20 protein-coding genes are annotated in these 26,933 nt (G+C 40.9%); 1 reads left to right on the forward strand and 19 read right to left on the reverse strand.

Going from position 1 to position 26,933, the window contains the following annotated elements:
* Positions 1-22: 22 nt before the first annotated feature.
* From HMPREF0848_RS06785 to HMPREF0848_RS06855, 15 genes are all read right to left on the reverse strand, one after another.
* A complete protein-coding gene (locus tag HMPREF0848_RS06785) occupies positions 23-775 on the reverse strand; it encodes a membrane protein (protein ID WP_037609195.1) in 753 nt (250 codons plus the stop codon).
* Between the two features lie 4 nt (positions 776-779).
* On the reverse strand, positions 780-1,646 hold the full coding sequence (locus tag HMPREF0848_RS06790) for an ABC transporter ATP-binding protein (protein WP_037609068.1): 867 nt from the start codon (positions 1,644-1,646) through the stop codon (positions 780-782).
* Between the two features lie 561 nt (positions 1,647-2,207).
* Positions 2,208-3,551, reverse strand: a complete 1,344-nt coding sequence (locus HMPREF0848_RS06795; RefSeq protein WP_008535518.1) for a DEAD/DEAH box helicase — start codon at positions 3,549-3,551, stop codon at positions 2,208-2,210.
* A gap of 74 nt (positions 3,552-3,625) precedes the next feature.
* Entirely contained in the window at positions 3,626-4,648 is a 1,023-nt protein-coding gene (gene mraY, locus HMPREF0848_RS06800; RefSeq protein WP_008535520.1) for a phospho-N-acetylmuramoyl-pentapeptide-transferase, read from the reverse strand.
* A gap of 1 nt (position 4,649) precedes the next feature.
* Positions 4,650-6,917 carry a penicillin-binding protein PBP2X gene (gene pbp2x, locus HMPREF0848_RS06805; protein ID WP_008535522.1) on the reverse strand — a complete coding sequence of 756 codons (2,268 nt, stop codon included), beginning with the start codon at positions 6,915-6,917 and terminating at the stop codon, positions 4,650-4,652.
* A gap of 3 nt (positions 6,918-6,920) precedes the next feature.
* Entirely contained in the window at positions 6,921-7,241 is a 321-nt protein-coding gene (ftsL, locus tag HMPREF0848_RS06810; RefSeq protein WP_008535523.1) for a cell division protein FtsL, read from the reverse strand.
* 2 nt (positions 7,242-7,243) lie between these two features.
* Complete coding sequence (gene rsmH / locus HMPREF0848_RS06815) at positions 7,244-8,194, reverse strand: 16S rRNA (cytosine(1402)-N(4))-methyltransferase RsmH (RefSeq protein WP_008535524.1); 951 nt, start codon at positions 8,192-8,194, stop codon at positions 7,244-7,246.
* Between the two features lie 114 nt (positions 8,195-8,308).
* A complete protein-coding gene (locus HMPREF0848_RS06820; RefSeq protein WP_037609070.1) occupies positions 8,309-9,328 on the reverse strand; it encodes a hypothetical protein in 1,020 nt (339 codons plus the stop codon).
* A 10-nt stretch (positions 9,329-9,338) separates the two neighbouring features.
* Positions 9,339-9,749, reverse strand: coding sequence for a Wzz/FepE/Etk N-terminal domain-containing protein (locus HMPREF0848_RS06825; protein ID WP_008535526.1), 411 nt, complete (start codon positions 9,747-9,749; stop codon positions 9,339-9,341).
* Positions 9,750-9,889: 140 nt separating this feature from the next.
* On the reverse strand, positions 9,890-10,288 hold the full coding sequence (locus tag HMPREF0848_RS06830; RefSeq protein ID WP_008535527.1) for a DUF805 domain-containing protein: 399 nt from the start codon (positions 10,286-10,288) through the stop codon (positions 9,890-9,892).
* Between the two features lie 99 nt (positions 10,289-10,387).
* Entirely contained in the window at positions 10,388-10,780 is a 393-nt protein-coding gene (locus HMPREF0848_RS06835) for a DUF805 domain-containing protein (protein ID WP_008535528.1), read from the reverse strand.
* A 94-nt stretch (positions 10,781-10,874) separates the two neighbouring features.
* Positions 10,875-12,125, reverse strand: a complete 1,251-nt coding sequence (locus HMPREF0848_RS06840) for a glutamate-5-semialdehyde dehydrogenase (RefSeq protein WP_008535529.1) — start codon at positions 12,123-12,125, stop codon at positions 10,875-10,877.
* 1 nt (position 12,126) lies between these two features.
* A complete protein-coding gene (proB, locus tag HMPREF0848_RS06845) occupies positions 12,127-12,930 on the reverse strand; it encodes a glutamate 5-kinase (RefSeq protein ID WP_008535530.1) in 804 nt (267 codons plus the stop codon).
* A gap of 117 nt (positions 12,931-13,047) precedes the next feature.
* Entirely contained in the window at positions 13,048-14,637 is a 1,590-nt protein-coding gene (locus HMPREF0848_RS06850; RefSeq protein ID WP_008535531.1) for an ABC transporter permease, read from the reverse strand.
* Between the two features lie 2 nt (positions 14,638-14,639).
* Complete coding sequence (locus tag HMPREF0848_RS06855) at positions 14,640-15,371, reverse strand: ABC transporter ATP-binding protein (RefSeq protein ID WP_008535534.1); 732 nt, start codon at positions 15,369-15,371, stop codon at positions 14,640-14,642.
* A 275-nt stretch (positions 15,372-15,646) separates the two neighbouring features.
* Here HMPREF0848_RS06855 and HMPREF0848_RS06860 point away from each other — a divergent pair, with 275 nt between their 5' ends.
* Positions 15,647-16,378, forward strand: a complete 732-nt coding sequence (locus HMPREF0848_RS06860; RefSeq protein WP_008535535.1) for a DUF554 domain-containing protein — start codon at positions 15,647-15,649, stop codon at positions 16,376-16,378.
* A 347-nt stretch (positions 16,379-16,725) separates the two neighbouring features.
* Here the strand turns inward: HMPREF0848_RS06860 and addA are convergent, their stop codons facing one another.
* The 4 genes from addA to HMPREF0848_RS06880 form a co-directional block, all read right to left on the reverse strand.
* A complete protein-coding gene (addA, locus tag HMPREF0848_RS06865) occupies positions 16,726-20,379 on the reverse strand; it encodes a helicase-exonuclease AddAB subunit AddA (protein ID WP_008535536.1) in 3,654 nt (1,217 codons plus the stop codon).
* Entirely contained in the window at positions 20,369-23,689 is a 3,321-nt protein-coding gene (rexB, locus tag HMPREF0848_RS06870) for an ATP-dependent nuclease subunit B (RefSeq protein ID WP_008535537.1), read from the reverse strand. The genes addA and rexB overlap by 11 nt, the downstream gene beginning before the upstream one ends.
* Positions 23,690-23,939: 250 nt before the next feature.
* Positions 23,940-25,313 (reverse strand): GHKL domain-containing protein, encoded by a 1,374-nt coding sequence (locus HMPREF0848_RS06875; RefSeq protein WP_008535538.1) that lies wholly within the window; start codon positions 25,311-25,313, stop codon positions 23,940-23,942.
* Between the two features lie 36 nt (positions 25,314-25,349).
* A complete protein-coding gene (locus tag HMPREF0848_RS06880; protein WP_008535539.1) occupies positions 25,350-26,660 on the reverse strand; it encodes a membrane protein in 1,311 nt (436 codons plus the stop codon).
* Positions 26,661-26,933 lie beyond the last annotated feature (273 nt).

Raw genomic sequence — 26,933 nt, forward strand, 5'->3', positions numbered from 1 at the left:
CCTTTTTCTAATATTATATCATTCAAAACGCCTTACTTTCAAACCCTTTCATGGTAGCAATCAATAACAGTATACAAAGCAAAAAATAACTTAGTAAATGAATTAGAGATAATCCAATTGTAAAGTGATAATTAGGCACAACAAAAAAATATCCAGGAATAAATTTAGAAATCATAGTAATATTTGATAGAAGTTGACATAAAAAGTAAACACCTAGACTTGCAAACGAAGCCATTATTGCCGAAATATTTAGTGATAGATAAAAAGCAATGCTAGCAAGCAAAATAATAAATCCTAAATTCACTAAACTAACTACTATTGATTGTACATTTGTAGCATGTAGCTCCCAAAATCGTGTATAACCGAACTCAGTATGAGATATAAAGCAAATATAAGTGACTAACGACGTCAAGCAATTTAAGATGTATAAAAATAATATTGATAGGATAACAACAATATACTTAGAGACTATCAATATTTTCTTACTAGTGACTCTATTTACCTCTAATAAAATTTGTCCTCCTTGAATCTCTCCTCCTAAAATAAAGGAAGAAGTATATAAAATTAATAATAACGGGATAGTTAATATTAATAAAAATGTCCACATCGTGGAGATAAAGGTAACTAAATCTAATTTAGCCCCTATTTTTACAAAGTCCCAATGTAAAAAGGCACCAAAACCATAAATCAAAGACCACAATGATAGTATAGCTAATATAATAAAATTTTTCCGTTTCAATAATTTATATAGTTCTGCTAAAACGATTGATTGCATTTTTTCACCCCCTAAATAATTCTTCAATAGAGTCACTCATCGCGATTCCTTTTATCTCACAATTATATTTATAAATGAGCTTCAGAATCAAATTCAATAACATCATATCATGTGGTAAGATTATCTGACCTTCTTTTAGGGTAACTAATTTACTAAGACTTTGTTCCAACTCTGGCACTGCATATTCTAAAGTAATAATTATTTTATTTTTTCCTAGTTTAGTATGTGTTTCAATACTCTTTTCATTTATAAATAAGAAATAATCACAAATTTCTTCAATTTCATGTAATTGATGTGATGAGATTAATATTGTAACCCTTTTTTCACGGCGTAACTTCACAATATAATCTAGAAGAACTCTAACTCCGGTGGGATCCAAACCAACAAACGGTTCGTCTAAAATCAAAAATTCAGGATCATCTAGTAATGCCAGTGCCAAACCCAATCTCTGTTTCATACCAAACGAGTAAGATTTTACTAGTTTTTTGCTACTATCTAAACCCACAAATTTTAACAACTTATTAATCCGTTTATCTAGTTCACTTTTATCAAATGATGAAGAATACATAGAGAATAATTTCAAATTATCATTTGCAGAAAAATCTTCAAATAATTTATAATCTAGAAGAAAACCTATTTTATTTAAACTATTTCTTTTAGTAGTATATTCTGAATCCCCTTTAAATTGAATTTTCCCTTTTGTGAGTGGAGTAAGTCCTAAGATCATCTTCATTAAAGTAGTCTTTCCACAGCCATTCTTCCCAATTAAGCCAACAATGTCACCTCTATGAATTTCGAAATTGAGATCGGTTAATATCTCTTGTTTTCCAAATGATTTATTCAAATGACAGGCTCGTAATATTGTATTCATGGTGATTACCTCCATCAGTTGCAGTATATATTAAAAAATCATTGAAATTATCACAAGTTTCAAGTAATAATTCATACTTGTCTTTTGCAATAATTTTCCATTTTTCCATAAAAATTATAGAATCAAATCTTTTTAAAAATGGCTTTAATAAAGCTATTTAAAATGTGTCAACTATTATTAATAAGGCATTCTATATGTTTTTAGTTTAGCTTAAATTATCAAAATCAACTTTCTTTTGTATCATTTTGTTGGTTTTTTTGTAGTAAATAGTAGAAAACTATTTATTCATCACATTTCCAGTCCTTAAGACAGCCAATTATTTTGCGAGTGTAGTGAGCATATACTAAGACTTTCTCCTGTGATAAACACACCTAAAACTTTGTAGTCATAAGCGTTGGGAAGTTTTGAGACCTTAGGCTCAAAAGAAGAATTTATCTTCAAACTAAATAAGGTCTTTTGACTTTCTCAAAAATTTGATAATAATCAAAAAGGCTGAAACCTTATAGTTTCAACCTCTTGAATTTTTTGCAATCAAAATTTACTGTTACCTAAAAGCCAAACTTAGAAACTTTGCTTCTTAGCTTTACGCTCAGCACGGCCCTTAGCACGGTTGGCCGCACGGCGTTCACGTTTGCGTTTCTCGTCAACCTTCCACTGGATTTTCTTCTTATAGCCAGGCTTGATTTTTTTCTTTTTCTTCTTAACCAGACCAATCATTTCTGTATCAAGTTTTTGATAGGCTTTTTCACGGTTGGCACGACGGTCACGGTCATAGGTATCTTGAAACTCACCGTCCTTATAGACTTTCGGCTCAAAGGTAATTCCCATCTTTTCAAGCTCACGAATATCGGAATCGTCACTTGGTTGATATAGGGTGATGGCTGTTCCTGACAAACCATTACGCCCTGTACGTCCCACACGGTGAACAAAGAATGACAAATCTTGAGGAATGGCGTCATTGATAACATGGCTAACCCCTTCAATATCAATCCCACGCGCTGCAAGGTCAGTTGCTACAATATACTCAAAATCAAGCTTCTTGACTTGATTCATGATACGCTTACGTTCACGTGGTGGGATACCGCCATGAATTTTCGCAACCTTAAGACCATTTGACACTAGATAGCTGTGCAAATCGTCCGCACGTTCCTTGGTATTAACGAAAATCATTGCCAGATATGGCTGCATCCCCTTAAGCATCTCAAGAATCTGTTCATTCTTGTTACGCCCCTTAGTAGATACCAACCAGTTATCAATGGTATCTGCAATAACCGTTGAAGTTTTGATTTGTTCCATGACCGGATTGGTCAAGTATTTCTTCAAGAACGGTTGCAATTTTTGAGGAATCGTCGCAGAAAAGACCAAGATTTGAACTTCCTTAGGCAGGCTTGCCGCAATCTTATCTACAGTATCCAAGAATCCCATGTCCATAGTCATGTCAGCTTCGTCAACAACAAAGGTATGGGCCTTATGAATTGCCAAGTCACCAGACTTAATGAGGTCATAGATACGCCCAGGTGTCCCAATAACGATATGAGGTTGGGCTACCTTAAGTTTCTCAATCTGACGTTGCTTGTCCGTACCACCTACGTAATTAACGACACGAATTTCTGTCGCAGAGTGTTTGGCAATCTGTTTTGTCGCCTGGTAAATTTGTGTTGCCAATTCACGTGACGGCGCAGTAATCACTACTTGCACATCCCCACTCTCTGGGCTGAGCTTTTCAAAAATTGGCAAGAGGAAGGTATGGGTCTTCCCTGACCCCGTCTTTGATTCACCCACCAAATCACGACCTGAACGGACTACGGGAATCAATTTCTGCTGAACAGGCGTTGGCTCCTTAAACTTAATCTCGTCAAGGGCCTCCTGAATAAATGTTTTAAAATTAAAATCTTTAAATGACATCTTTACTTACTTCTTTTCTATCTAGTCTATCCTTACCATTATAACAGAAAAAGAGCATTTCTGCTCTTTTTCGTTTATTTCATAACGTTTCCAAGAACCATCCAAAGGGTAAGGGCACTTGCAAGAGCTCCAACAGTCCAAAGGAAAGCATCAACCTTCCACTCTGACCATTTCTCTCCATTACCTGAGAGACCACCCAATTCAAGATGATGGTGGAATGGTGTCATACGGAAAATACGACGACCTTCACCATACTTACGCTTAGTGTATTTGAAGTAGCTGACTTGCAACATGACAGAAGCTGTCTCAAAGACATAAACCAAACCAATCAAAAGCAATGTCCACTCTACACGTAGGGCGATAGAGATAACGGCAAGCATGGCACCAAGTGACAAGGAACCGACATCTCCCATGAAGACCTTGGCTGGCTTGTGGTTAAAGGCAAAGAAACCAAGAAGGGCACCAATCATAGTGATGATGATTGTTAAAATAGCGAACTCACCCTTAACAAAAGCGATAATCCCATAGGCAATCAAGCTGATAACCACAGAGATGGAAGCCAGACCATCAATACCATCTGTCAAGTTGACCGCATTTGAAAAACCAACAATCCAGAAGAGGACAAAGATGATATAGAAAACACCTAAATGAATGGTCAAACCACCAATAGCTAGACTATCTGTACCACTCGGAAGGACATGAATAAAGTAGAAAAGCAAACCGGCAATAATTTGCAAGGCCATCTTTTGCCAAGGTTTAAGCCCCTCATTGATTTGATGGAAAATCTTAAGGAAGTCATCCAGAAATCCAATGATACCATAAATCAAGAGTACAAAGAGTATCCCTACTGGGGCACCATAGGCTTGGTGTCCCTTACTAAAGACATGGAAATTAAAAATCAAACTAACCAAAATCACAACTACGAGGAAGACCGTTCCTCCCATGGTTGGTGTTCCAGCCTTGGCCAAGTGCTGTTTCACATCTTCGTGCATCTGTTGGCCACCAATTTTTTTGATCTTGTAATAAGTAATAAAGTGAGGCATGGCTAGTACCGTTAACACAAAGGCAATCACGCCCGCTATCAGACTCATAGTCATCTTAATCTCCTAAAGTAATGGTAATCTTCTTAGTTTTAGACAGGGCTTTTCCTGCCGCAACGCTTTGTTTGGTAACAGTTCCTGACTTGCCACCCTTGTATGTAATCTTAATACCTTTCCATTTAGCAAAGGTTTCAACATTATCCTTGGTCCATCCATACATGTCTGGAAGTTCGGTGAAATCATTGGTCATGATTAAGATTTGCTGATTAGCTTTAATATTTTCTTTAGCACCTACAGAAACCTTTTCAATCTTATCACCAACACCCAGAATAATGGGATGAGTCAAGTTTCGGCGAAGGGTATTAGCCGTCTCACCTGGGCGTTTTCCAATAATGTCACCCGTTTGATAGCTCGTTTCATCGGTCTTTCCACTACCTTCAGAAACAGAGCTATCAAGCGTATCACCCATGGACATGGCTTCTTCTAGGACAGGGTTAACCACCGTCGCATAAAAATTATTATCCCAGGTCTTAGGTTCCTGAACTGTTACATACATAACATATTGTGGATCATCAGAAGGAACCATAGCTACAACTGAGTTGAGCGTTTCGTTGGTCCCAACCTTATAGGTTCCTGTCTTTTCATCGGCCACTTGGGCTGTTCCTGACTTAACCGCAACATCATAGTTACCAACCTTAATGATTGGCGAACCTTCAGACTTGTTGTACAGGGTACCAAACTCTGGGTCTGTACCAACAGAAATCATATAATTACGGGTCTCAGAAGCAGCCTGCTTAGAAACTGGCTTACCAATAACTTCTTTCTTAGCCGTACGAACAGTGCCTTGGTTGACATCCGCAACTTGTTTGATAAATTGAGGTTCCAGCATAACACCGTTGTTAGAAATAGCTGAAAAAGCACGAAGCATCTGAACCTGAGTCACTGAAATCCCTTGTCCAAAGGATGATTGAGCAATATTCACAGAGTTTCTTGAGACAACCCCTGAAGATTCACCTACCATCCCAAAACGGGTTGGAAGTCCAAACTTATAGAGTGATAGGTAGTTTGACCAAACCTTGTCTCCCATCTCTTGTTCCAACATGGTCATCAAAACGTTACTTGAATAATAGAAGCCTTGGGCAAATGACATGGTTCGACCTGACGAGATACCTTCATTAATAGACCAGTCATTGATTTCAACATCATCAACCTTGATACCATTGGCATTGCTATAGGTCGCATTAGGATTGAAACTTCCGTTATTGATAGCCGATGACAAGAGCATCACCTTCATGGTTGACCCTGGTTCATATTGGGCCTCATAAAGTCGGTTAACCCAGTCATAACTTTTCTTGGCTTGTCCTTCGAGGGTATCAGAGTTATAGGTAGGACGTTGTGTCGTCGCAAGAATTTCACCTGTTTTTGCATTGACAACTGTCGCTGAAGCATTAACCCCTTGAGTTTCCTCCATAAAAGTATCCATCTGCGTTTCCAAGAAGGTTTGAAGAGGCGCTGATAAGGTCGTATAGATGTTTTTACCATCAATAGCTTCCTTGGTAACAGTTTCCGTTCCAAGAAGAGTATTACCGTCCTTGTCCTTCTCGTAGATGGCTTCGCCGTCTTTCCCTGTCAAAAGGCTATTCAGCGAACGCTCTAAACCGGTTTGACCGACCAATGAATAAGATCCGTCTTTTTTATTCTCAACAGCTTCGGCACGGCCAAGAAACTCTGAAGCAAAGGTTCCATTAGGATACATACGTGAGGTTGTCGCTTCAAAAGCCATACCCTTGATATCTGCATCCTTAAAAGCCTTTTCAAGTTCCTCTTTAACTGAGTAGGTGATACCCTTACCCTTTAGACCAAAGGAAACCTGATAGGCACCTTTAGTACGCAATTGAGCTAGAGCATCGCTTTTCTTAATTCCTAGCTTGTCCTTTAAAATATCGGCAACCTTATCAAACTGGCTTTCTTGAACGTAGAGTTTCTCCTGCGTTGCTGAGACATAGCTGGTTGACACAATAGCGTAAATGGCGTAACTGGTTGAATCTTCAGCCAAAACATTTCCATTTCGGTCGTAAATCGTCCCACGTTTGGCAGCCACTGTGGTTTTAGTGTTATATGACTTAGCAGCTTGTGTAGATAAATCAACACCAAACTTACTATCTGTCCCAATGATTACCACAAAGTTGATAATGAAGACGAAAAAGATAAAGATACTGAGAACCATAAGGTTCTGACCAACATGCTGTCGATTCTGGGCAGGTTTTCGCCTATCCTTTACGACATAATTTAGAAATAAATGTTTAAGTTTTCTTAGTCTGTTCATTGGCTATTTCACACTCTTAATACTATCGTTATTAATAGACAGGCCTGCTTTATTAGCAATCTCTTTGATACGATCAGAGTTAGTCAACTCATTCACTGCCTGTTTTGCATTGTTAAGCTCTGTCTTCTTATCACTGATCTTGCTATTAAGGTCTGTGATTTGTTGCTTGATGGCCTGATTACGTCCCTGTAAAAAGACAACCGAGATACTCATCACAACAGCTGTCAAAACAATTGCCGAATAGAAGGCCTTTTCCATACGTGTCATAAAACGAATATGGTTTCTAAGGGCTCTATTAACAACCTGATGTTCCTGATTTTCCATAGTTATTTCCTGATTTTTTTAGCCACACGCAATTTAGCAGAATGCGAGCGGTTGTTTGCTTCTAATTCTTCCTGGCTAGGCAGGATAGGCTTGCGATTTACTAATGCTACCTTAGGTTGGAGGTCTTCGGGAATAAAGGGTAAGCCTTTAGGCACATCTACCGTACTGGCTTCCTTAAAAAGCTGTTTGGTTAAACGATCCTCCAAAGAATGGAAGGTAATGACCGAGATACGACCATCCACAGCTAATAGGTCCAAAGCCTCCTGAATAGACTCATCCGCAGCACCAAGCTCATCGTTGACTTCGATTCGGATGGCTTGGAAAATTTGTTTGGCTGGATGGCCCTTTTTCTTTAGTTCCTTGGCAGGCTTAGCAGATTTAATAATTTCCGCCAGTTCCGTCGTCGTCTCGATAGGTTTGACCTGACGTGCTTGCTCAATCTTACGTGCAATCTGTTTAGAGAACTTGTCTTCACCATACTTGAAGAAAATACGCACCAAATCGTTGTAAGGATAAGTATTAACCACCTCATAGGCCGTTAAACTAGCTTCCTCATTCATACGCATATCCAGCTTGGCATCCTGTTTATAGGAGAAACCACGCTCACGCTCATCCAACTGTGGGCTAGACACACCCAAATCGTAGAGAATGCCATCAATTTCAGACACTCCCAGAGCTTCAAGGTTAGACCTGAGGTTACGGAAATTATCCTTAATGAAAGTCACCATTCCCTTGTCAATATAGTCTTTCAGACGTCCTTGGGCGTTATCAATAGCCTTTTGGTCTTGGTCGAAACAGTACAAATGCCCTTTTTCAGACAATTGTGACAATAGATAAGACGAATGTCCTGCGCCACCCAAAGTCGCATCGACATAGATGCCATCAGGCTTGATATCAAGCATATCAACAGTTTCGTGTAAAAGAACGGTTACATGGTGAAATTCATTAGTCATAACTTTTATTATAGCACAAGAATAGAGAAATTGTCTCGCCTTGAAAGTTGTTAGGACGGCAAAAAAACCAGACCCAGGGCCTGGCTTTATAAATTATAGATTGGTTATCAAAAATCAGTCTACTCTGTAATAATAATCTTCCTCTGAAGGCATCCCATTCGTCGCTAGGATACGGTCCTTACTACTGTCTCCAGCATCACTAACTCCCTTAGGACATAGCTGAATTGGCGTATTACCTACTGGACTAGAATCAACATAAGTTAAAGTATATATCCCAGACACATACTGATTGGCTGAGACTTTGTCGATAGGGTAAGTATGTCCCCAGAAATCCAACTGTCCGTCCGAAGTAATGGTGATGGTCTTTCCATCTGAGGACTTCCACGTGCCTACAGCTGACTTGTAGTTACCATTTTTCAGTTCATCAGGCTTAAGTGAGCTTGAGCTTGTTTTACCTTCCGACGATGTTTTAGAACTACTATTACTTGAAGCACTGTCCAAGTCCTTCCAATCCCAATCAGAAAGATCTGCTTTTTCAGCACCTGAATCGCTGTCGTCTTTGACAAGAGACTGACCGTCATTATTAAAGTGGTAACCTGAACCGCCACCTGCTGTGGCACCGGCACTACCATAGTAGCTAAACGTCTTATCCTTGAGGTAAGCCAAGGTCATACGCTCACCCAACATACCCAGTTGTTGACCTTCTGTCAGACGAATGACCTGACCATCATCCTTAGAAATAGTATAGATATCCGTAATCATATAGTCTTGAAAGACTTTACCAGGCTTAAAAGCAAACACCAACTCGTCAACCCCATTACCATCCAAATCACGGTAAGTATAGACCGTTGAGGCAGGATTCATTTGAGAATGAGCATATCCCACCACCAAAGGATTAATTGAAGAGTCAGTTTGATTGTCAGCTACAGCTGTTTGATACTTACTAATGATGTCATCATAAGCAGAGGTATCCACTTTTTCCTCTTCACTTGAGCTTTCGCTGCTATCTGATTGGGATCGCTCTACTGATGAGGAAGAATTGGTAGATGATAAATGATTAGACTGATTTGAACAAGCAGCTAATAGGGCTAGGCTAGATAAGCCAGTTACTAATAACAATAATTTCTTTTTCATAATAATCTTTCTATTCGGCTACAGTAGAGTTAACATCCCCGTTATAAATCGTAGATGTTGAAGCATCATTTTGTGATTCGGTATAAGTTGTTGGGGGAGCATAATTATACTGTGGCGCTTGGTAAGTCCCTTGGACTGAAGAAGGAGTCGTTGTGGCTGCCTGTGCCTGACTAGCTGCTACGGATGCGGTGCTAGAGCTTGATGACTCGCTAGACGTTGATGCTGATGATGAGCTAGAGCTAGATGATTTAGAGGAAGCCTTAGCTTTTGATGACGACTGTTTGGTGCTGACCCTCACTCCTACCTCGGCATGATGATGAGTAGGACGGAAAAAGACAATAGCCAAAGCCAATAAAAGAGCTGGTAGGGTAAATGCCAAAATAAGGTAACGTTTTTCTTTCAAGTGACGAAATAGTTTCATAAGTTATTCACATTTCTTAAATTATATTTTAGTATTGATTAGTCTCAGATAAGATTATATCAGAAATATTAAAATGTGCAACATTAACATAAAACTTTTTTGGCATAAAAAAACCAACTCTAAGAGTTGGTTGGTTGTCATTATTGCTGTGGGTTATTGAAGTTGTTAAATGGCACTTCTACTTTCGTTGGTTGGCAGAGCAAAACAATGAAGATAATACCACCGACAAATGGAATTAAAGGAATAAAAATAAATGCCCAATTGTAGCCAGCATCACGTAAACGGCGAACTGTTACAGCAATACCAGGTAAAAGCGCAGCAATACCAAAGGCAAAAAAGATAAATAGGATGATAAATGAAATAACAGCTAAAAAGCTTGATTCTGTCGCATTTGCAATGCCTCCAAAGATTGCGAGCAACACATAAAAAGCAATAACTGTTAACATATTTGCCAAATACGCAAACCAATAATCTGAACGTGTTGAACGTCCCTCAAAATCTACGTAGCCCTTCCAAAACTTCTTATAAGCTTCGATCATAATAAAATCTCCTCATTTTTTGATACTTATAGTATAGCAATAAAAAAAGAATTTGACAAATTGACTAAAGAACAGCCTCGCAAGGCTGTTATGTCATTATTATTGTTGTGGATTATTGAACTGGTTGAAAGGAAATTCTACTTTTGTGGGTTGACAAAACAAAACCAACAGAACGATATCGCCTATAACAGGCGCATAGCGTAAGAAAATCAATGCCCAATGAAAACCAGCATCACGCAAGCGACGTACCTGAAGGGCAATAGATGGAATATAGTTAGCAAAGAAATATACCATTGCAAGCCCATACAATAATTTAAGAATAATATGATAATGACTATCTGGACTATCAAATACAATGGCAACTATAACCACGGTAAATAAAATGATAGTTACAATCGTATTCGCTAAAACTGCCAACCAATAATCTGAGCGGCTTGAACGTCCCGTAAAATCGAAATAGCCCATCCAATACTTCTTATAAGCTTTAAACATGGCAAAATCTCCTCACTCTTGATACCACCAGTATATCAGAAGACCTGTCGTCTAGCAAACTAACTTAAAAAAGCTCCTCATGGAGCTTGATGGGTTATTCTCTAATTTGTCCTTGTCCGTTAATATAGAACTTGGTTGACGTTAGGGCCTCCAGTCCCATTGGACCACGGGCATGCATTTTCTGAGTTGAAATTCCGATTTCAGCACCTAGTCCAAAGACGAAACCATCTGTGAAGCGAGTTGAGGCATTAACATAAACAGCTGCAGCGTCAACATCGTCTTGGAATTGCTCAGCACGACTAATATCTTGAGTCACGATAGCCTCTGAATGCGATGTCGTGTAAGTGTTAATCCAGCCAATAGCCTCGTCAAGGCTATCTACCACTTTAACAGACATTGTGTAGTCCAAAAACTCTGTCGCAAAGTCTTCTGGTAAGGCTGAAACAGCTTTGTCCATTACTTTCAAAGCACGCTCATCTGCACGAAATTCAACAGCATGAACTTTAGAAATAGCCTTTTCCAATTGAGGTAGGAAGTCTTCCGCAATATCAGCATGAACGACCAGCGATTCTGCAGCGTTACAAACGCTTGGTCGCTGCGTTTTTGCATTGATGACAATCTGTGTCGCCATATCCAAATTAGCATATTTATCCACATAAATATGACAGTTACCGACACCTGTTTCAATGACTGGAACCTTGGCTTTTTCTTTAACCGTTTGGATGAGACGGGCCCCACCTCTAGGGATGAGCAAGTCTACGTACTCAGTCGCCGCCATGAGTTCTTCTGCTACTTCGTGAGAGGTATCTTCAACTAACTGAACGGCATCTGCTGGAATTCCTGCAGTTTCCAAGGCCTTACGGGCTACTGTAACTAGAGCCTTATTCGAATTAATGGCATCACGTCCCCCACGGAGAATGATGGCATTATTGGTCTTGAAGGCTAAGCTAAAAGCATCAATTGAGACATTTGGACGGCTTTCAAAAATCATGGCGATAACTCCCATAGGGACACGCTTTTGAACGATTTTAAGGCCATCGAGATTCGTATAGCCACGCACCACTTGACCGATAGGATCTTGGAGGTCTGCGACCTGACGGACACCTTCCGCTATCCCTGCAATACGATCTTCCGTTAGGAGCAAGCGGTCTTGCATGATTTCAGAGATACCATTTTCCTTGGCATTAGCCATATCCTTAGCATTTTCAGTGATAATATAGGCACTTTCAGCCACTAGAGCTTTAGCTACCTGGTTTAGAAGGTCGTTTTTGGCTGCTGTTGATAATTTAGCAATCTGACGACCTGCTACTTTGGCCTGTTGGCCAAGTGTATCGATATATGTCATCTTAGTCCTCCTGTTTAAAGAGTGTACCGATTTTAGCTCCTTCAAGGACACGAAGGATGTCACGTGGATTTTCACCATTCATCAAAACCATTTGGCTATGATTCTCAAAAACCATCTGGGCAGACTTAATCTTACTCATCATACCACCCGTACCAAACTTACTACCAGCACCACCAGCCGAGGCCAGAATTTCCTCTGTAATCTCTGGTACATAGCTACGAAGGGTTGCATCCTCATAGATATTAGGATTCTTATCAAAAAGCCCATCAATATCTGACAACATGATCAGAAGGTCTGCACCTACAATCTTAGCTACGATAGCTGACAAGCGGTCATTATCACCAAACTTAGTCGCATGATCCATCTCATCTACGCTGACAGCGTCATTTTCATTCACGACTGGAACCACTCCCAGTTCAAAAAGGCTGTCAAAAGCGTTAATGGCATTAGAGAGACTCTCAGGATACTCAACCACATCTCGAGTTAAAAGAAGCTGAGAAACCTTAGTCTGGTAATGTGCAAAAACCTGAGAGTAGAGGCTCATCATGGCAACCTGTCCAACACTTGAGACGGCCTGCTGCTTACCGACTTCTACCGGCCGCTTGTCAAGGTCTAGGACATTAAGACCGAAGCCCATAGCACCAGAAGATACCAAGACGACTTCAATCCCCTTATTATGCAGGCTGGAAATCACAAAAGCCAGTTGATCGATTTTTTCAAGATTAATTTTTCCTGATGGCAAAACCAGAGAGCTAGTCCCGATTTTGATAACCAGGCGTTTTACTGAGTCAAAATTTCGTTTCATATTTATGATTATACACTAAATTCAGGTATTTTAACATATTAATGTATAAGTTTGCATATAAGGAATTGTCATAAAAAGAGTCCCTCCTATTTGGAGAAACTCTTTAAACAATTTGGTCTAAGCAAAAAACATAGCTCTAATGCGTTTCCAACGCTTGCGATCTCCAAAAAGGTAAACCATTAGAGCAATTAAGGTTAGAACCACAGCTGTTATCGCATTAACGACAAAGGCTATCCAAACCTTGCTGACAAAGAAGACAATACCTCCTAGCAAGGCAGCAACGATGAGGGTAAAAATGAAAATTCCCACAAAAAGCCACTGTCCACCACCTCGATTAAAGAGTTGGGTGACTTCCTGCCAATTCAATTCCAACAGTTTAAGGTCCCTCTCGAAGAAATAACCTCCTAGCAGATAGGTTGAGACAAGGAATCCAAGGATGAAACTAAGGACTAAAACGGGATGAAGGTGAGCAAGGAAAAGCAAGCCAAGTCCTCCTAACAAGAGGGAAATACCAACTTGCAAGCTATAAAATAGCCAAAATTTCTGACGAAGGTAGTCACCCGTATTGATTGGCAAACTACGAATAAAATCAAAGTTTGTCCCCTCTAAGGAAGTCGCCACCCCTAGAAAACTGGTTGGTTGTGCTGAAAAGAAGCCAAAGGCCATCCCGATTAAAAGCAGGAGTCCAAAATAATCCGGTCCTAAATCTTTCAAAAAGACTGCTCCACCACCCATCATAACCATATATAAGATTGGCACCATATAGGTATTAATAATAAGGGTTGGATTTCCCAAGGTAGATAAATGGTGACGAACCAGGACCTGTCGCTGGCTACGAGTCACAGCCTTGGCCTTTACCTTACTAGCTTTTTGACTATAGAGGGCCTCGTGGAAATAGCGAGGCATTCTGACCTTATAAAACCAATAGGCTAAGAGGAGCACCAAGGCAAGAGGAAGGTAAAGATTTAGGAGGGCCTCCATAGACAGCGGGGCAGTTACGAGATCATAGTAACCTCGCAAGTAAGGGAATAAAGGAAAATCGGCATGTCCAGCACCCTTAATATAACCATTTATAAAACTAACCAACATAATAGGCAGCATGAGTAATAGGGTTGATAGGGTCATCAGGATAGTCGAATAGAGCTTTTGACGAGAGCTACGAACAATCAAAGTCCCAATGCTGTTGGAGAGAAGGACTGATAGAACGAGATTGACAAAAAGACAAAGGACAAAGGCAAATAGCCCTACAAGTATCCCCAGTGGACCAATAAATTGCCAGTAAGCTAAGATGAGCAAGCTAAGAAGTGGAACCATAAAAGTCATCCCAGTCATAAAACCTGATAAGGTCTTGGCTAAAAAGACTTCCGATGGTTTCAAAGGTAAGGGCAGATAGACCTTGCTATCCTTACTGTCATAAAAGGTGCTATAAAGGGCGGTAAAAGTCTGAACTAGTCCCATAACCGTAAAGGTCAGAAGATATAAGGTTAAGACACCAGGGTTGGCCTTGTAATCAACACCGATAAAAAGGTAGCTATAGAGCACCGTAAAAAGAATTAAAATCAAGAGTTGCTGCCTGAGCATGGCATTTACAATGGAGAAATTAGCTTTTTTCTTTTTCTCCTGACGTTTCTGAAGGCTAGTGACAGCTTGAGGATTCGCATAGAGGAGATTGATTTTGAAAAGCTCCCAAACGTGGTTCCAGTTCATGACTACACCTCCTCGACCTTGCGTCCAACCATTTCTAGATAGATGGATTCTAAATCCTTGTCAGGGTACTTAGCTTTCAGCTCAGCTAAGGAACCTTGGAAGATGAGTTTTCCTTTCTTCAAAATACCAATGCGGTCACAGAGTTGCTCAGCTACACTCAGGACGTGGGTTGAGAAAAGGACGCTATTTCCCTCCTTGGCATGATGACGCATGGCTTCTTTCAAATCATAGGATGCCTGTGGGTCCAAACCTGTCAGAGGCTCATCCAAAACCCAAATCTGTGGATTAACCAAAAGAGCACCGATAACGACAACTTTCTGACGCATACCGTGTGAGAAGGAAGAAATGAGGTTATAGCGATTTTCAGTCAAATCAAAGGTCGTCATGAGGGCTGTTAAACGTTCCTCAACCTGACTAGCTTCCAAATCATAGATACGTGTCAAAAAATACCAGTAGTCATTGGCAGTCAAATTCAAAAATAAATCTGGTGAATCTGGCACATAAGCGATTTTTTTCTTAATAGCATCTCGGTGCTGACTAAGAGCCATATCGTCAACATAAACCTCTCCGTAGCTGGCCTCAATGATAGATGTCAAAATAGAAATGGTCGTGGTCTTACCAGCACCATTATGGCCAATCAGACCAAAAATTTCCCCATCACGAATCTCTAGATTAAGATCTGAGAGGGCATCCTTATCCTCATAACGCTTAGTCACATGTTCAAATCGAATCATCTTTTCTCCTTCCTTGAGCACTTATTTAATTATAATGCCATTTTGTTGTTTTTTATTAGGTTTAAAATTAGATTCGTAAGCTTATTTTTCATAAACAATAACTTAAAAACCGCTAAATAAAAGATTGGATAGTGTTTTCTACTAATTTCTCATTTATTGTATCATTTCAAAGGTACAATTTCAAGAAAGTCTTTGATATTACTTCCTGTTTTTGCATTCATCCTTTGATAATGATAGACTTATGGTATTTAGTATCAAGAGGGAGTAAAGCACTAATGCCAACTGGAATTATCATCAATTCGCTATCAATTATCTTAGGAGGAATCTCTGGAGGGCTCTTCGGCGACTATCTCAGAGAAGACTTCAAGGAAAACCTTAATCTCATCTTCAGTCTAGCCTCTATGGTTATGGGGATTAGTGCTATTATGAATATGGTTAACATGCCTGCCGTTATCTTTGCAGTAGTTATTGGTACTATTATTGGACTGGCCCTAAAGTTCGGAAACCTCATCAACAAGGGAGCTGGGCTTATGGAAAAAGGCTTGTCCAAAATTACGCCAAGTAAGCAAACCGGACTGGCTCACGATGAGTTTTATGCGCAACTCTTGACAGTTATCGTCCTTTTTTGTGCGAGTGGTACAGGAATTTACGGGAGTCTTGAGTCTGGGATGACAGGCGATGCTTCTATCTTAATTTCCAAGTCTATCCTAGATTTCTTCACGGCTATGATCTTCTCCTGTAGTCTGGGTTACATTGTTTCCATGATTGCCATTCCACAATTTATCGTTTTCTTCCTCCTCTTTGTGAGTGCTGGTTTCATTCTCCCTCTAACAACAAAAGCCATGATTGGAGATTTTAAAGCTTGTGGAGGCTTCCTTATGATTGCGACTGGTTTTCGTATTATGAAACTTCGTCAATTTCCAACCGCTGATATGATTCCAGCCATGATACTGGTCATGCCGATTTCCTGGGTCTGGGTCAATTGGGTAGTGCCTTTGATTAGTTGATGTTACGATTAAAAGGAACAAATACCGTCAGTCTAGTGCCGGCGGTTTTTGTCTGTATTTACTGTCGTTACGGAGTTCATCTATTAAAAACTAGTAACACTTATGCTGTCTATTTCTAATTTTTCTAACCTTGTTTAGATTAAGATGAGTTTGTTATAATAACCTTCGTAGGTCTAAGCGACCTACAAGATACTTTTTTCATAACCGTTTCCATCCTCTAATATTTTAATGAACTTACAATACTGATGGAAATTTATCGGAAAGACTGGTGGATACACCGGTCTTTTTTACTTGGTTTGGGAGACAAAAACCATTCTCTCACTATGAAAGAATGGTTATGCGATAACTTATACTTCTACGACTTCCAAGTCTTTTCCACCTAGGAGAATGAGGTACTTGTCGACCTTGTCCACCTGGTAGGCTTGACTGAGAGCCTTGGCATAGAGGCTCATTTGTCCTGTGTAGCGCTCTTTAATCTCACTTGGGTGAGTAAAGTGGTCCGTCTTGTAATCAAAGAGGACAATTCGATTTTCAAGAAGGAGGTAGCCATCGATGATACCACGGACGACAAAGTTTTCTTTACTAGCTGGGTCTTCTGCCAACATGGCAAACGGTGCTTCACGGCGTAGCTTATCTCTATTAGCTAGAATGAGCTTTCCAAGTTCGGTGTCAAAGAAGCCTAAAAGCTTTTCTAACTGCACACGCGCCTTGACTTGGTCATCAGCAGATACTCGCCCAAGAGCTTGAGTCAAATCTTGGAGGGTCACAGTATCAGAAAGAATCAAGCGTTGCATGAGTTCATGGGTAGCAGAACCAACCGCAGCTCCTGTAACTTTCGTTTTTTGGCCAAAGTCTGGTAGCTCAAAAGTAGTGGATGTTTCAAGAGGTTGGACTTCCTCTTTCTTGTCCATGATATCTACACCTTCTGTATCCATAACTGGTTCGTAGAAAGTCTTCAGCTGACTTGGAGTACGCACCGATGGTAGGTCAATTGCTGATGCATAGAGTTGGTTGAGTTTTTCAACGCTTTCTAAGACCGTTAGGGCACGCTTAATGTCTTCCGTCTGGCGATTGTTAGATAAATCATCAGCATTTACTGTTGCTTGAACTTCAACCTGCCCAATAGCTTCTGGGGTCAACTCCTCAGCCTCAACAAAGCTAACAGCAAACTTGAGGTCTTTTCTCATAAAGGCGGTATCCAGGGCCATAATCCAGTCCTGATAAGTAGATAGTTGGTCTCTCAGAACTACTGGTAGACGATTATTTTCAACATCAGTGCCATATTGCTGGGTTAATTTTTCCTTACTGCCCTTCCCAACAAGGTAGAGCTTTTGCTCTGCACGAGTCATTGCAACATAGAGCAAACGCATCTCTTCAGAGATACTTGCTCGGCGCTCTTCCTTACGATTTTCCTGGAAGGTTAAGGTCTCTAGAACAACATTCAACTTAGGCAAATTGGTGTTTATCTGGTCTTTGAGGTCAGCTAGATACTTAATGCCAATCCCTTTTTCACGGTTGATAATGTACTTACCACTCAGTCCATCCTTGCTGTGACCGATGAACTTGCGATTCATCTGCAAGACAAAAACATACTTAAACTCCAGTCCCTTAGCCTTGTGAATAGTCATGAGGCTAACGGCATTTTTAGGAACCAAGTCTGTCACTTCCTCTAGGTCGTTACCGCTAGAAATGATCTTGTCAATCATACCGATAAAGCGAGAAAGTCCCTTAAAGCCGGTCTTTTCATAGGCATTGGCACGTAAGGCAAGGGCGTAGAGATTGGCCTGGCGTTGCTCAGCTCGTGGAAGGCTACCAACATAGTCGTAATAGAAACGGTCGTTGTAAATCTTCCAAATGAGGTCGTAGAGCGAGTGCCACTTACTGTAATCACGCCAATCTGCCAGAGTCTCAGTGAAAAGAGTCAACTTGGCATCAAGTCCTTGTGTGACAACTTCCGGATGAAGCCCTGTTTTAGTGCAAGCTACAAGAAGCTTGTCATAGAATTGCCCCTCATCAGCCTGGACAGCGATACGAGCCAAATCATCCTCGTTGAAATGAAACATCGGTGAACGAAGGAGGGCAACCAAGGCATAGTCGTTAAGAGGATTATTGATGGCACGAAGGGTGTCCAACATAATCATGACTTCTAGTGACTCAAGATAACTTGACTTGTACTCGTCAGGAACCAAGGGAATTCCGTGCTCCTCAAAGCTCGCCATCAAGTCCAGATAGGTGTTACGGGTTGGTGCTAGGAGGGTAATGTCCTCAAAACGGACTCCCTGCTCGTGAAGTTTAATGATTTCTTTGATAACCAAAGAAATCTCACCACTGCTGATAGGTTGATCTGGACCTTCCTCGTCAGGATTTGCACCGGTTTCATCACTATTGTAAATCAGAACCTCAGTCTCATTTTCAGGATGAGGCTCTTTTTGCTTCTCGCTACCCGCTACCAACATGTGCGTCTTGTCATAAAGGATATCCCCGATTTCCTGGTCCATGAGGTGGCTGAAAACACCATTGGTCGCATCAAGAACTTCAGATTGGCTACGGAAGTTCTCTTTTAGGAGAATCAGCTTACCAGCATCTGGATTGTCAAGGAAGAGCTGAAACTTGCCATTAAAAATCTGAGGGTCTGCCTGACGGAAACGATAGATGGATTGCTTGATATCTCCCACCATGAATCGGTTGTGACCGTTAGAGAGGAGCTCCAACATGCGTTCTTGGGTATGGCTATTATCCTGATACTCGTCTACCATTACTTCATGGTAACGGTCACGGTAACTGGCTGCCACCTCTGGATTTTCCTCCAAAATACGGATGGCAAAATGGGCAATATCTGAGAATTCAAAAGCATTTTCCTGAATCTTTGCCTGTAAATACTGGTCCGAAAAATCAAGTACAAAGGCCTGAAGCAACTCCAACAGAGGTAGGATGTCATCATTATGCTTGGTCAAAACCTCGAGGACCGTTAGCTGGGTATCAACCTCCCGCAACTGGGTCACAAACTCATTTTTGGTTTTGTTGTAAGCTTCCTTGTAGGCCTTGAGTTCCTCGTCTTTAGGACGGGTCATATTGGTCAAACCAGTACCTCCTGACAAAGTCAAGAGTTGTTTGAGCAAGTCCTCCATATCCGTTTGGTCATTGGCCAAGGCTCCCTCAAGAAGGATAATGGCATCTGACACATTATTCAGATACTTGGCCTTGGCAAATTCACGCTGAGCTAGGCCTAGATGGTCTCTTAAAAAGGCTAAGAAATCAGCCAACAAGCCATCTTTGAGACCCTCTAAAAGCTCAGCTTTAGCCTTGTCTGGATTGGCCTCTGCCTGCCCTTTTAAAAGATTTTGACGTAGCCATTTTTCAGGACCTGCAGTAGCCTGAGAAAAGTTATAGACATCGTAAACTAAATCACGAAAAGCCTTACTAGTCTTGCCATTTCCTGCGAAGTTGCGGACCAATTTTTGGAAAAGCTGGGCATCCTTCCCTTGCATAAAATCGTTAAAGAGATCAGCATAAACCTCATTTTTCATAAGTGTCTGCTCGGCAGGGTCCGTCATGATGCGGAAAATAGGTGACACCCCCAAGAGATAGCCATACTGATTGACCAATTTCTGGGTGAAGGCATCCATAGTTCCAATATCTGCCGTCCCAATCTTGGCAATCTGATCTGAAAGAAAGGCACGCTCTTCATCCGTCTCAACTTGTCCAAGCTGCTCTGTCAGACGTTTTTCCAGACGCTCTTTTAACTCACCTGCAGCCTTTACCGTAAAGGTTGAGATAAAGAGTTGGTCAATGCCAACGCCACGTCCAATCATATCAAGGATACGCTCAACCATGACAAAGGTTTTTCCTGATCCAGCCGAAGCTGACACAAGAATATTGCTACCATTACTGTAAATGGCCTCAATCTGCTCTGGTGTTAACTTGCGTTCCTTGTCAGAAGCTGCTTCTTGGGCAATACGTTCCTTAATCTCTGTTGGACTTAAAAAAGCTTTAGTCAACATGGTTGTCCTCCTGGTCTTTGTTGTCTGCTGTCACAGCTTGATCAGTGACTGGAAAGGGGACGATAGTTTCAGCAACTTGCATCTCATTATCGTCCTCATCTTTTGCCATCAGCTCCAAATAGGCTTCCTTCTTGCCCTTGCTTGGTAAACGCAAGAGTTTTCGCGCCTGTCCCATGTGGCGGTCGGCCTCAAAATGAGTAATAGCCTTGATTTGATCCCCTTGAACAGACTTGCCATCCTCAGTATAAGGATTGACAGCAAAATTCCCGCTTCGAATAACTTCAGCAGCACTTGTAAAGAGCTTAATATTGTAATCGAGCAAGGTTTCTAGGTCCTCCTTGTCATAGGTGACAGTCTTTTGTAAATCATAGTTTCCACCAGCTAGATGCTCTGTTTCTGAAGCCACAAAAAGTCCCTTATAGGTTAATTCCTTATGAGCATGAGCTGCTAGCTTATCCAGACCAAACTGAGCTAGGTTAAGCTGTGGGTCCTGCATGTGAAGATACATGGCACCAAAAAGCTGATTAGCATCAACCTTATAGGTCTGGCGGAGGGCTTCCAGATAGGTTACCAACTGTGGGCTGAGGCCATTGTAGAATTTTTGAATGTCAAAGACATTTTTACCTGACTTGTAGTCAACGACACCCAGAGCCCCATCCGTTAAACGGTCCACACGGTCAATAATCCCTGTAATCTTGATGCTATTTGCTAAGAGCAAATCAAACTTGGCTTCCTCACGCTCAACCTTAACAAACGCATTGTCACGCAAAACACTGGCAGTTGAACGGGCGATATCTTCCAAAATCTGACGAGACAAGCGACTCTCTTGGTCCTCTGTATAGAGAAGTTCAAAGGGTTGTTCCTGATTGGTCTGAGCAATAGCCTTTTCCAATTTATCATCGAAGTTTTCTAACGAAGAATCCCCCATAACACGCTCAAAGACACGGTGCAAATAAGTCCCGTGGTGTCGAGCATCTGGATGGATGGACTCCAACTCTTCAAGCCCCAAAACATAACGCAAGAAATAAAGATATTGGTTATTATAGAAGGTCGTCAGAGCCGAAGCTGATAATTTCAGTGGTTCTTCCCCCGGAAAGACCAGCTGCATAACCTGATCATCCACCTTGGTCGTCGTCACATCGTCAATGACATTTGGAATCAAGACTTGATCCTTATCAAGTCGCTTACGGAGATAACGCACGGCAACTGACCAGAAAGTCTGGGTTTCCTTATCCAAATCAGCATCTAGCTGACTGCTGTTAAGGGCAATGACAGTTGATAGGAGGTCCTTGTAGTTCCCAATCTGGTCACCCTTAGCTTCAAAACGGTTGCGTCCCTTCTCAACCAAAGAAATACCAAGGTCAAGCAGCTCTTTCAAATAAACCGACATGTCATCCAGCGTCTCATTAAGAATTTGTGGCTGACTGAGCACCAATTGTTCACTAGCCGCATTGAAAAGCGACATAGCCACAAAATGCCCCCGCTGATTGTTGCTCTGCGTGACAATATCCAAACTCCTGTGCTCATCCGTCGCCTCATTGATACGACTGCGTTCCTCATCAGACAAGAGACTCTTATTTTGCCCGACCTTAGGAAAATGTGACTGGGTCATGCCCAAAGCAAAGACATAGGGAGCTGAATGTGGCTGGACCAAATCGTATTTCTTCACATTGACGACATCGACTGTGGCTGGGACTGTACGGTAATCACAGGCCAACATCCCTGAACGCAAAATAGACAAAAAGTCGTCCACTGACAGCGATTCGTCTCCAAAAATAGTCTCAATCTGCTCCAAGAGTTGGGTGAAAGCCTTCCAGACCTGTTCATTCTGTTCTTTTTCAGCCTCACTGGCTTTGGCAGTCAAAGCAGCCATCTGACTTGGCACTTGCACAGTCTCTAAAAAGGCCACAAGTTTCTTGAGTAGACTAGAACCCTTTTGTTTACGACTATTAAGTAACTTGTCCAAGGGCTCTACCAGTTGTGAGCGCAAGGCATTGATACGATCCAAATCATACTTATCACGACTATTGGCCGTAAAATCAGACAAGAACTTGTGACGCCCCTTGATATCTGCAAAATTGACATAATATTCAAAAAGGTCCAAGTCCTCCTGAGTAAATCCACCATAAAGACCAGATTTTACAAGGTTAAGCAAATCCTCAGCACGATAATTATAGCGCTTGATACGCTCTAGCGAATCCACAAACTGCACCAAAGGATGGCTGGACATGGTTTCTTCCTTACCAAAATAATAGGGAATGTCAAATTTTCGGAAAATCTGACCCACTTGAAGCTTGTAACTCTCCTCATCACCAAGCAAGACTAAGATATCCTTGTAACGTTTGCCATCCGCTAGTAACTGACGAATACTCTTGGCAACCTGAGCCACTTCTTCCCTTTGATTGACCACTTCCCAAACTTGCAGAGCTTCTTTGTCCTGATCAGTCAGCTGTTCATCTATGGTACTAAAATCATGACGACTCTCCAAAAGGTGACTGATACGTGCAAAAGAAGGATTGCCCTCCTTGTCCGTCGTTACATAATCTGGTGTCACCTTATAGGTCTGAGCTAAAGTCCTCAAAAAATCCACTGAGGCCTGATAAACATTGCCATAGACAAAGTTAGCCTTATAGGCTTTTTGACTGGCATAAGTCCCAATAACAATCTGATGACACTTCTCATTCAAGAGGGCAATCAGAGCTTCCTCCTCAGCTGAGAAACGGGTAAAGCCATCAATGACCAAAACCGTATGGCTCAATGCCTTATCTAAATGTCCCGAGTTAATTTCCTCAAAGAAGACGCTGAGCTTGGATTGATTATCAAAATCTCCTGCCAACAAAAGGTCTTGAGCCGCACTGAAAATCTTTACCAAATCCTCCTGCTTCTCTGCTTGGTCCAAATACTGCAAATCCAGAATCGTCATATTGGCCTGTTGCAACTCTTTGTAAAGATCCACCAATTGGTTAATAAAATTACTATCCTTACGCAAACGACCATAAACCTTGAGCTCATCATCACCCATGTGCGACAGCACCTTATAAAAAATCATGGCCAGACCGGTATCATCCAACTGGGTTTTAGGATTACTCGTATTGAGAATAAAATACCTAGCCATCTGTGTAAAACGAGTCACCGTAATCTCAAAGGATGCTGATTGAGGCAGGTACTCCAAGACCTTACGCTCCTTCTCAAATGACAGGGCATTAGGAGCAATATAAAAGACTCTCTTTCCCTTTTGAGCATGGCTGGTCGCCTGCTCCGTCAGAATTTCTGTTAAATCCTGAGACATATCCGTATAAAGTAATTTCATAAGACGTCCCTTTCTTATCTATCTGCCAGTCGTTGGGGCTAAGCAAAAATTATCATTTACTTAGCACTAACAACCATTAATCCTTGCTATTATAACACAGAATCAAGCAACAATCAGAACCCTCCCTTGTCACCTTTCTCCTCCAATGTCCTAAGCTTCAGACATAAACACAAGCACGACAGCAAAGAGCCCTCCTTTATGGTCCTATAGCCAAAAAAAGAGCCAAATCCTTTGATTTGACTCGAGATCTTTATTTAAAAATTAATTCCTGTTTAAAGAGGTAATCACCACTACTTGTTACCAAGTTGGCATCCCCATATTTCTTAAGAATATCCTTGGCCGAGTGGAGGTTAAGTCCAGAGGTCTTCTTCTGATTTTCCTCCTGCATAATAGCGTCAAGGTCAACTCTTTCTTCTTGCGTTCGATTTTCCATAACGAAGTGGTAGCTTCCATCCTTATCGTGTTGATGAAAACTAAAACTGATTTGAGCGGCTGGTACTTGCTTGCTCTCGTCAATCGCATTACTAAAGAAAATAGACACTAGCAAGGTTAAATCAACCACATTCATAGCAAATCCCTTGATTTCCTCAGGAATGTCACAGGTCACTGGAATATTATTACGTTTAGCCTCCATCATACGAGCCGAAAGAAGGCTACGCAGAGGTAGAGAATGAATATTTTCCAGCTTAGGATTCTCAACGACACGGAAACGTTCAAACTCCTTGGCACTCTCTCTTAAAACATTTTGATAAACCTGTTCAGCAAGAGCCTCTTCCTGGTCACGTACTTCTTCCGAAAATTGTTCCACAACCGTCTGATAAGACTGCCTGTATTGTAACAACTCATTATAGAGAACATCGATTTTCTGATTAGCCTTGGTCAAACTATTCAAATGCCTTTTTTCCTCCATAGCCAAGCTCTCTTCCAGATATTGCCTAGACAATTGATTGAGGTGGGCAATAAGAAAAATAAAGGCTATTGCTGACAAGAGAACCCAGAACATACGCAGCCGCAATTCCAACTCTGGAGAATAGAACGGAAACCAAACATCCAAATTCATGCAAAGATAGATACCCAACAAATAAATCGCCATTGCCAAGGCAACACGTCGAGAAATCTGAATATTGTGGAGAGAATCATCGCTATAGACCTTCCAACGTTTCAAATCCAAGCCCAAAAAACGGTTAAAAATGAAATAGAGTGGCAGAATCATACTATAGGTCAAGAGATAAAAGAGAGCATTACTCCCCACCTCAGCTACAGGAATATTCAAGAGAAGAGGGAAAAAGAAAAGTCCCAATAAACGAAAGAGTAAATCCGATGTCACCACCGGAAACAAGGTATGAAAGGCATACTGCGTTAACGACCAGGTCTTCCCCTTGGCAAGAACTGCCAAAATCATCAGAAGAAAGACATCCACAACAGTCGTCAGATTCGCAATATTGTATTGAATAGCCACATCAAGCAGGGCCAAAGTCAAAAATACCGTCCAGGAGATACGAATATCCGTCATCCGCCTGAAAATGATACAGTTAATTGTCAGCGTCAGAATAATCTGGACAGCCAAAAAGGCATCTGTATCATAAAGATTTAAAAAATTAATTCCTAAAAACGATTCAAACATTTAATCTCTTCCCCAAAAAAATTTCCAATGACTCGTTTAGTATTCAAATTGCTGTCTATAAATCAACTTGTCATCCTTAAAACTAAACTTAGATTGAGGATAACGTTCCATAATATCCTCAAGTTGTTCATTCATTGACAAGCCTTCTTCACCTTCCTTATAAGCTCCCCTTGCTTCACCTTGACCAAGAGTCACCTCTACAGAGAGAACCTGCTCCTCACCTCTTTGAAAATACGACAGGCGAACTAAGCACTCTTCTTGACCATGCGCTTTTAGCAAGGCATTGTCCAAGAAAGTTGACAAAACCCCCGATAAATCCACCACATCAATATGAACTGGTGAGATAGGATCCGGAATTTCTAGGATAAACTCAAGTCCCACAGCGTGAAACTCCATATACTTACTCTCAATCACAGACCGTAGCAGTTGAGAATGGATATTGGAAATATCTGGTATAACTTTTTTGAAAGGAACTTCCTCCTCAGATAGACTCTGAGAATCCCCTTCTTGACTAGTTGCCAGAACAGTCTTAACCTTCTTAGGCACAGCTACCTTTGGAACACCATCACGGTAAAGTTCCTGATAAAGGTGAAGGATATGCCTACTAGACTCCTGCAAACTTTGGAAATGACGTTCCTGTTCTTCCTTCAACTCTATAAAAAGTTCATCCTTAACCCATTGGTTGGCATAAGACACGACTAGGAAGAAAGCCCCTGTAGCTAATAAAACAACCAGCTTAGCATAATTGTTAACCACTTCCACAGGCCAGATAGTAGCGAAATAAGGCAAAAAATCATTTAAAAGGCCATATGACAGAAAAGCAAAGCTAATCCCGATAACAATCGGAGTAAAGTGCAAACGTAAGCGTTCCTTGTCTTCAACTTGCAAATAGTCATAACCAATAAAACGGTGAATCAAAAGATATAGTGGGTAGGTAGCTACCACACACATGAAAGTCGTTAGAGGCTCTGGAATGCGACTGACAAAATCATCCCCTAACAGCAGAGGGAGGATAAAAAACGAGAGTCCTCGCATGATGATGTTAGTCGTTCCCCAGGCATAGAAGCTGTTAAATACTGGCTCAATCCACGGCAAATCAGGACGTTTGTAATAACTAAAACAAAATAGAATGAGAGGATTAAGCAAAAATTTGAATCCTATAGGAAGAATTGGTGTCAGAACAACTGAAATAAGGCCACCCACCAAAAGTAGCCGCCAAGAGACCTTAACTCGACCGGCCGCATTGAACATCAGGTAATTCACCAAGAAAATCAAGAGTGCATCAATAATTATCAACCATTGTAAGTCTTTTAAGACAGCAAGCAGCCATTCGACAATAAAAGTCATTCTTTTTCCCCCTCCCTTAACATGAATTAAGAAACTTTCTCAGAAAGCATCTATACAACACTACTCATTATATAGCTTTTTAGAAGTTTTCACAATAATTAATTTTTAAAGAAAGTCTATGAAACATCTAATAATCCAATTATTCATGTAAAAAGAGCTGGCTTATTAAATTAAAGTTACAAATGTAACATAAAAAGTTGAGATAATTTTATCCCAACTTGTTAATCCCTGACATATTCCTTTAGAAACTTTTTTAAATGAGTACGGACGTCT

The sequence above is a fragment of the Streptococcus sp. C150 genome, assembly GCF_000187445.1.
Lineage (GTDB): Bacteria > Bacillota > Bacilli > Lactobacillales > Streptococcaceae > Streptococcus > Streptococcus raffinosi.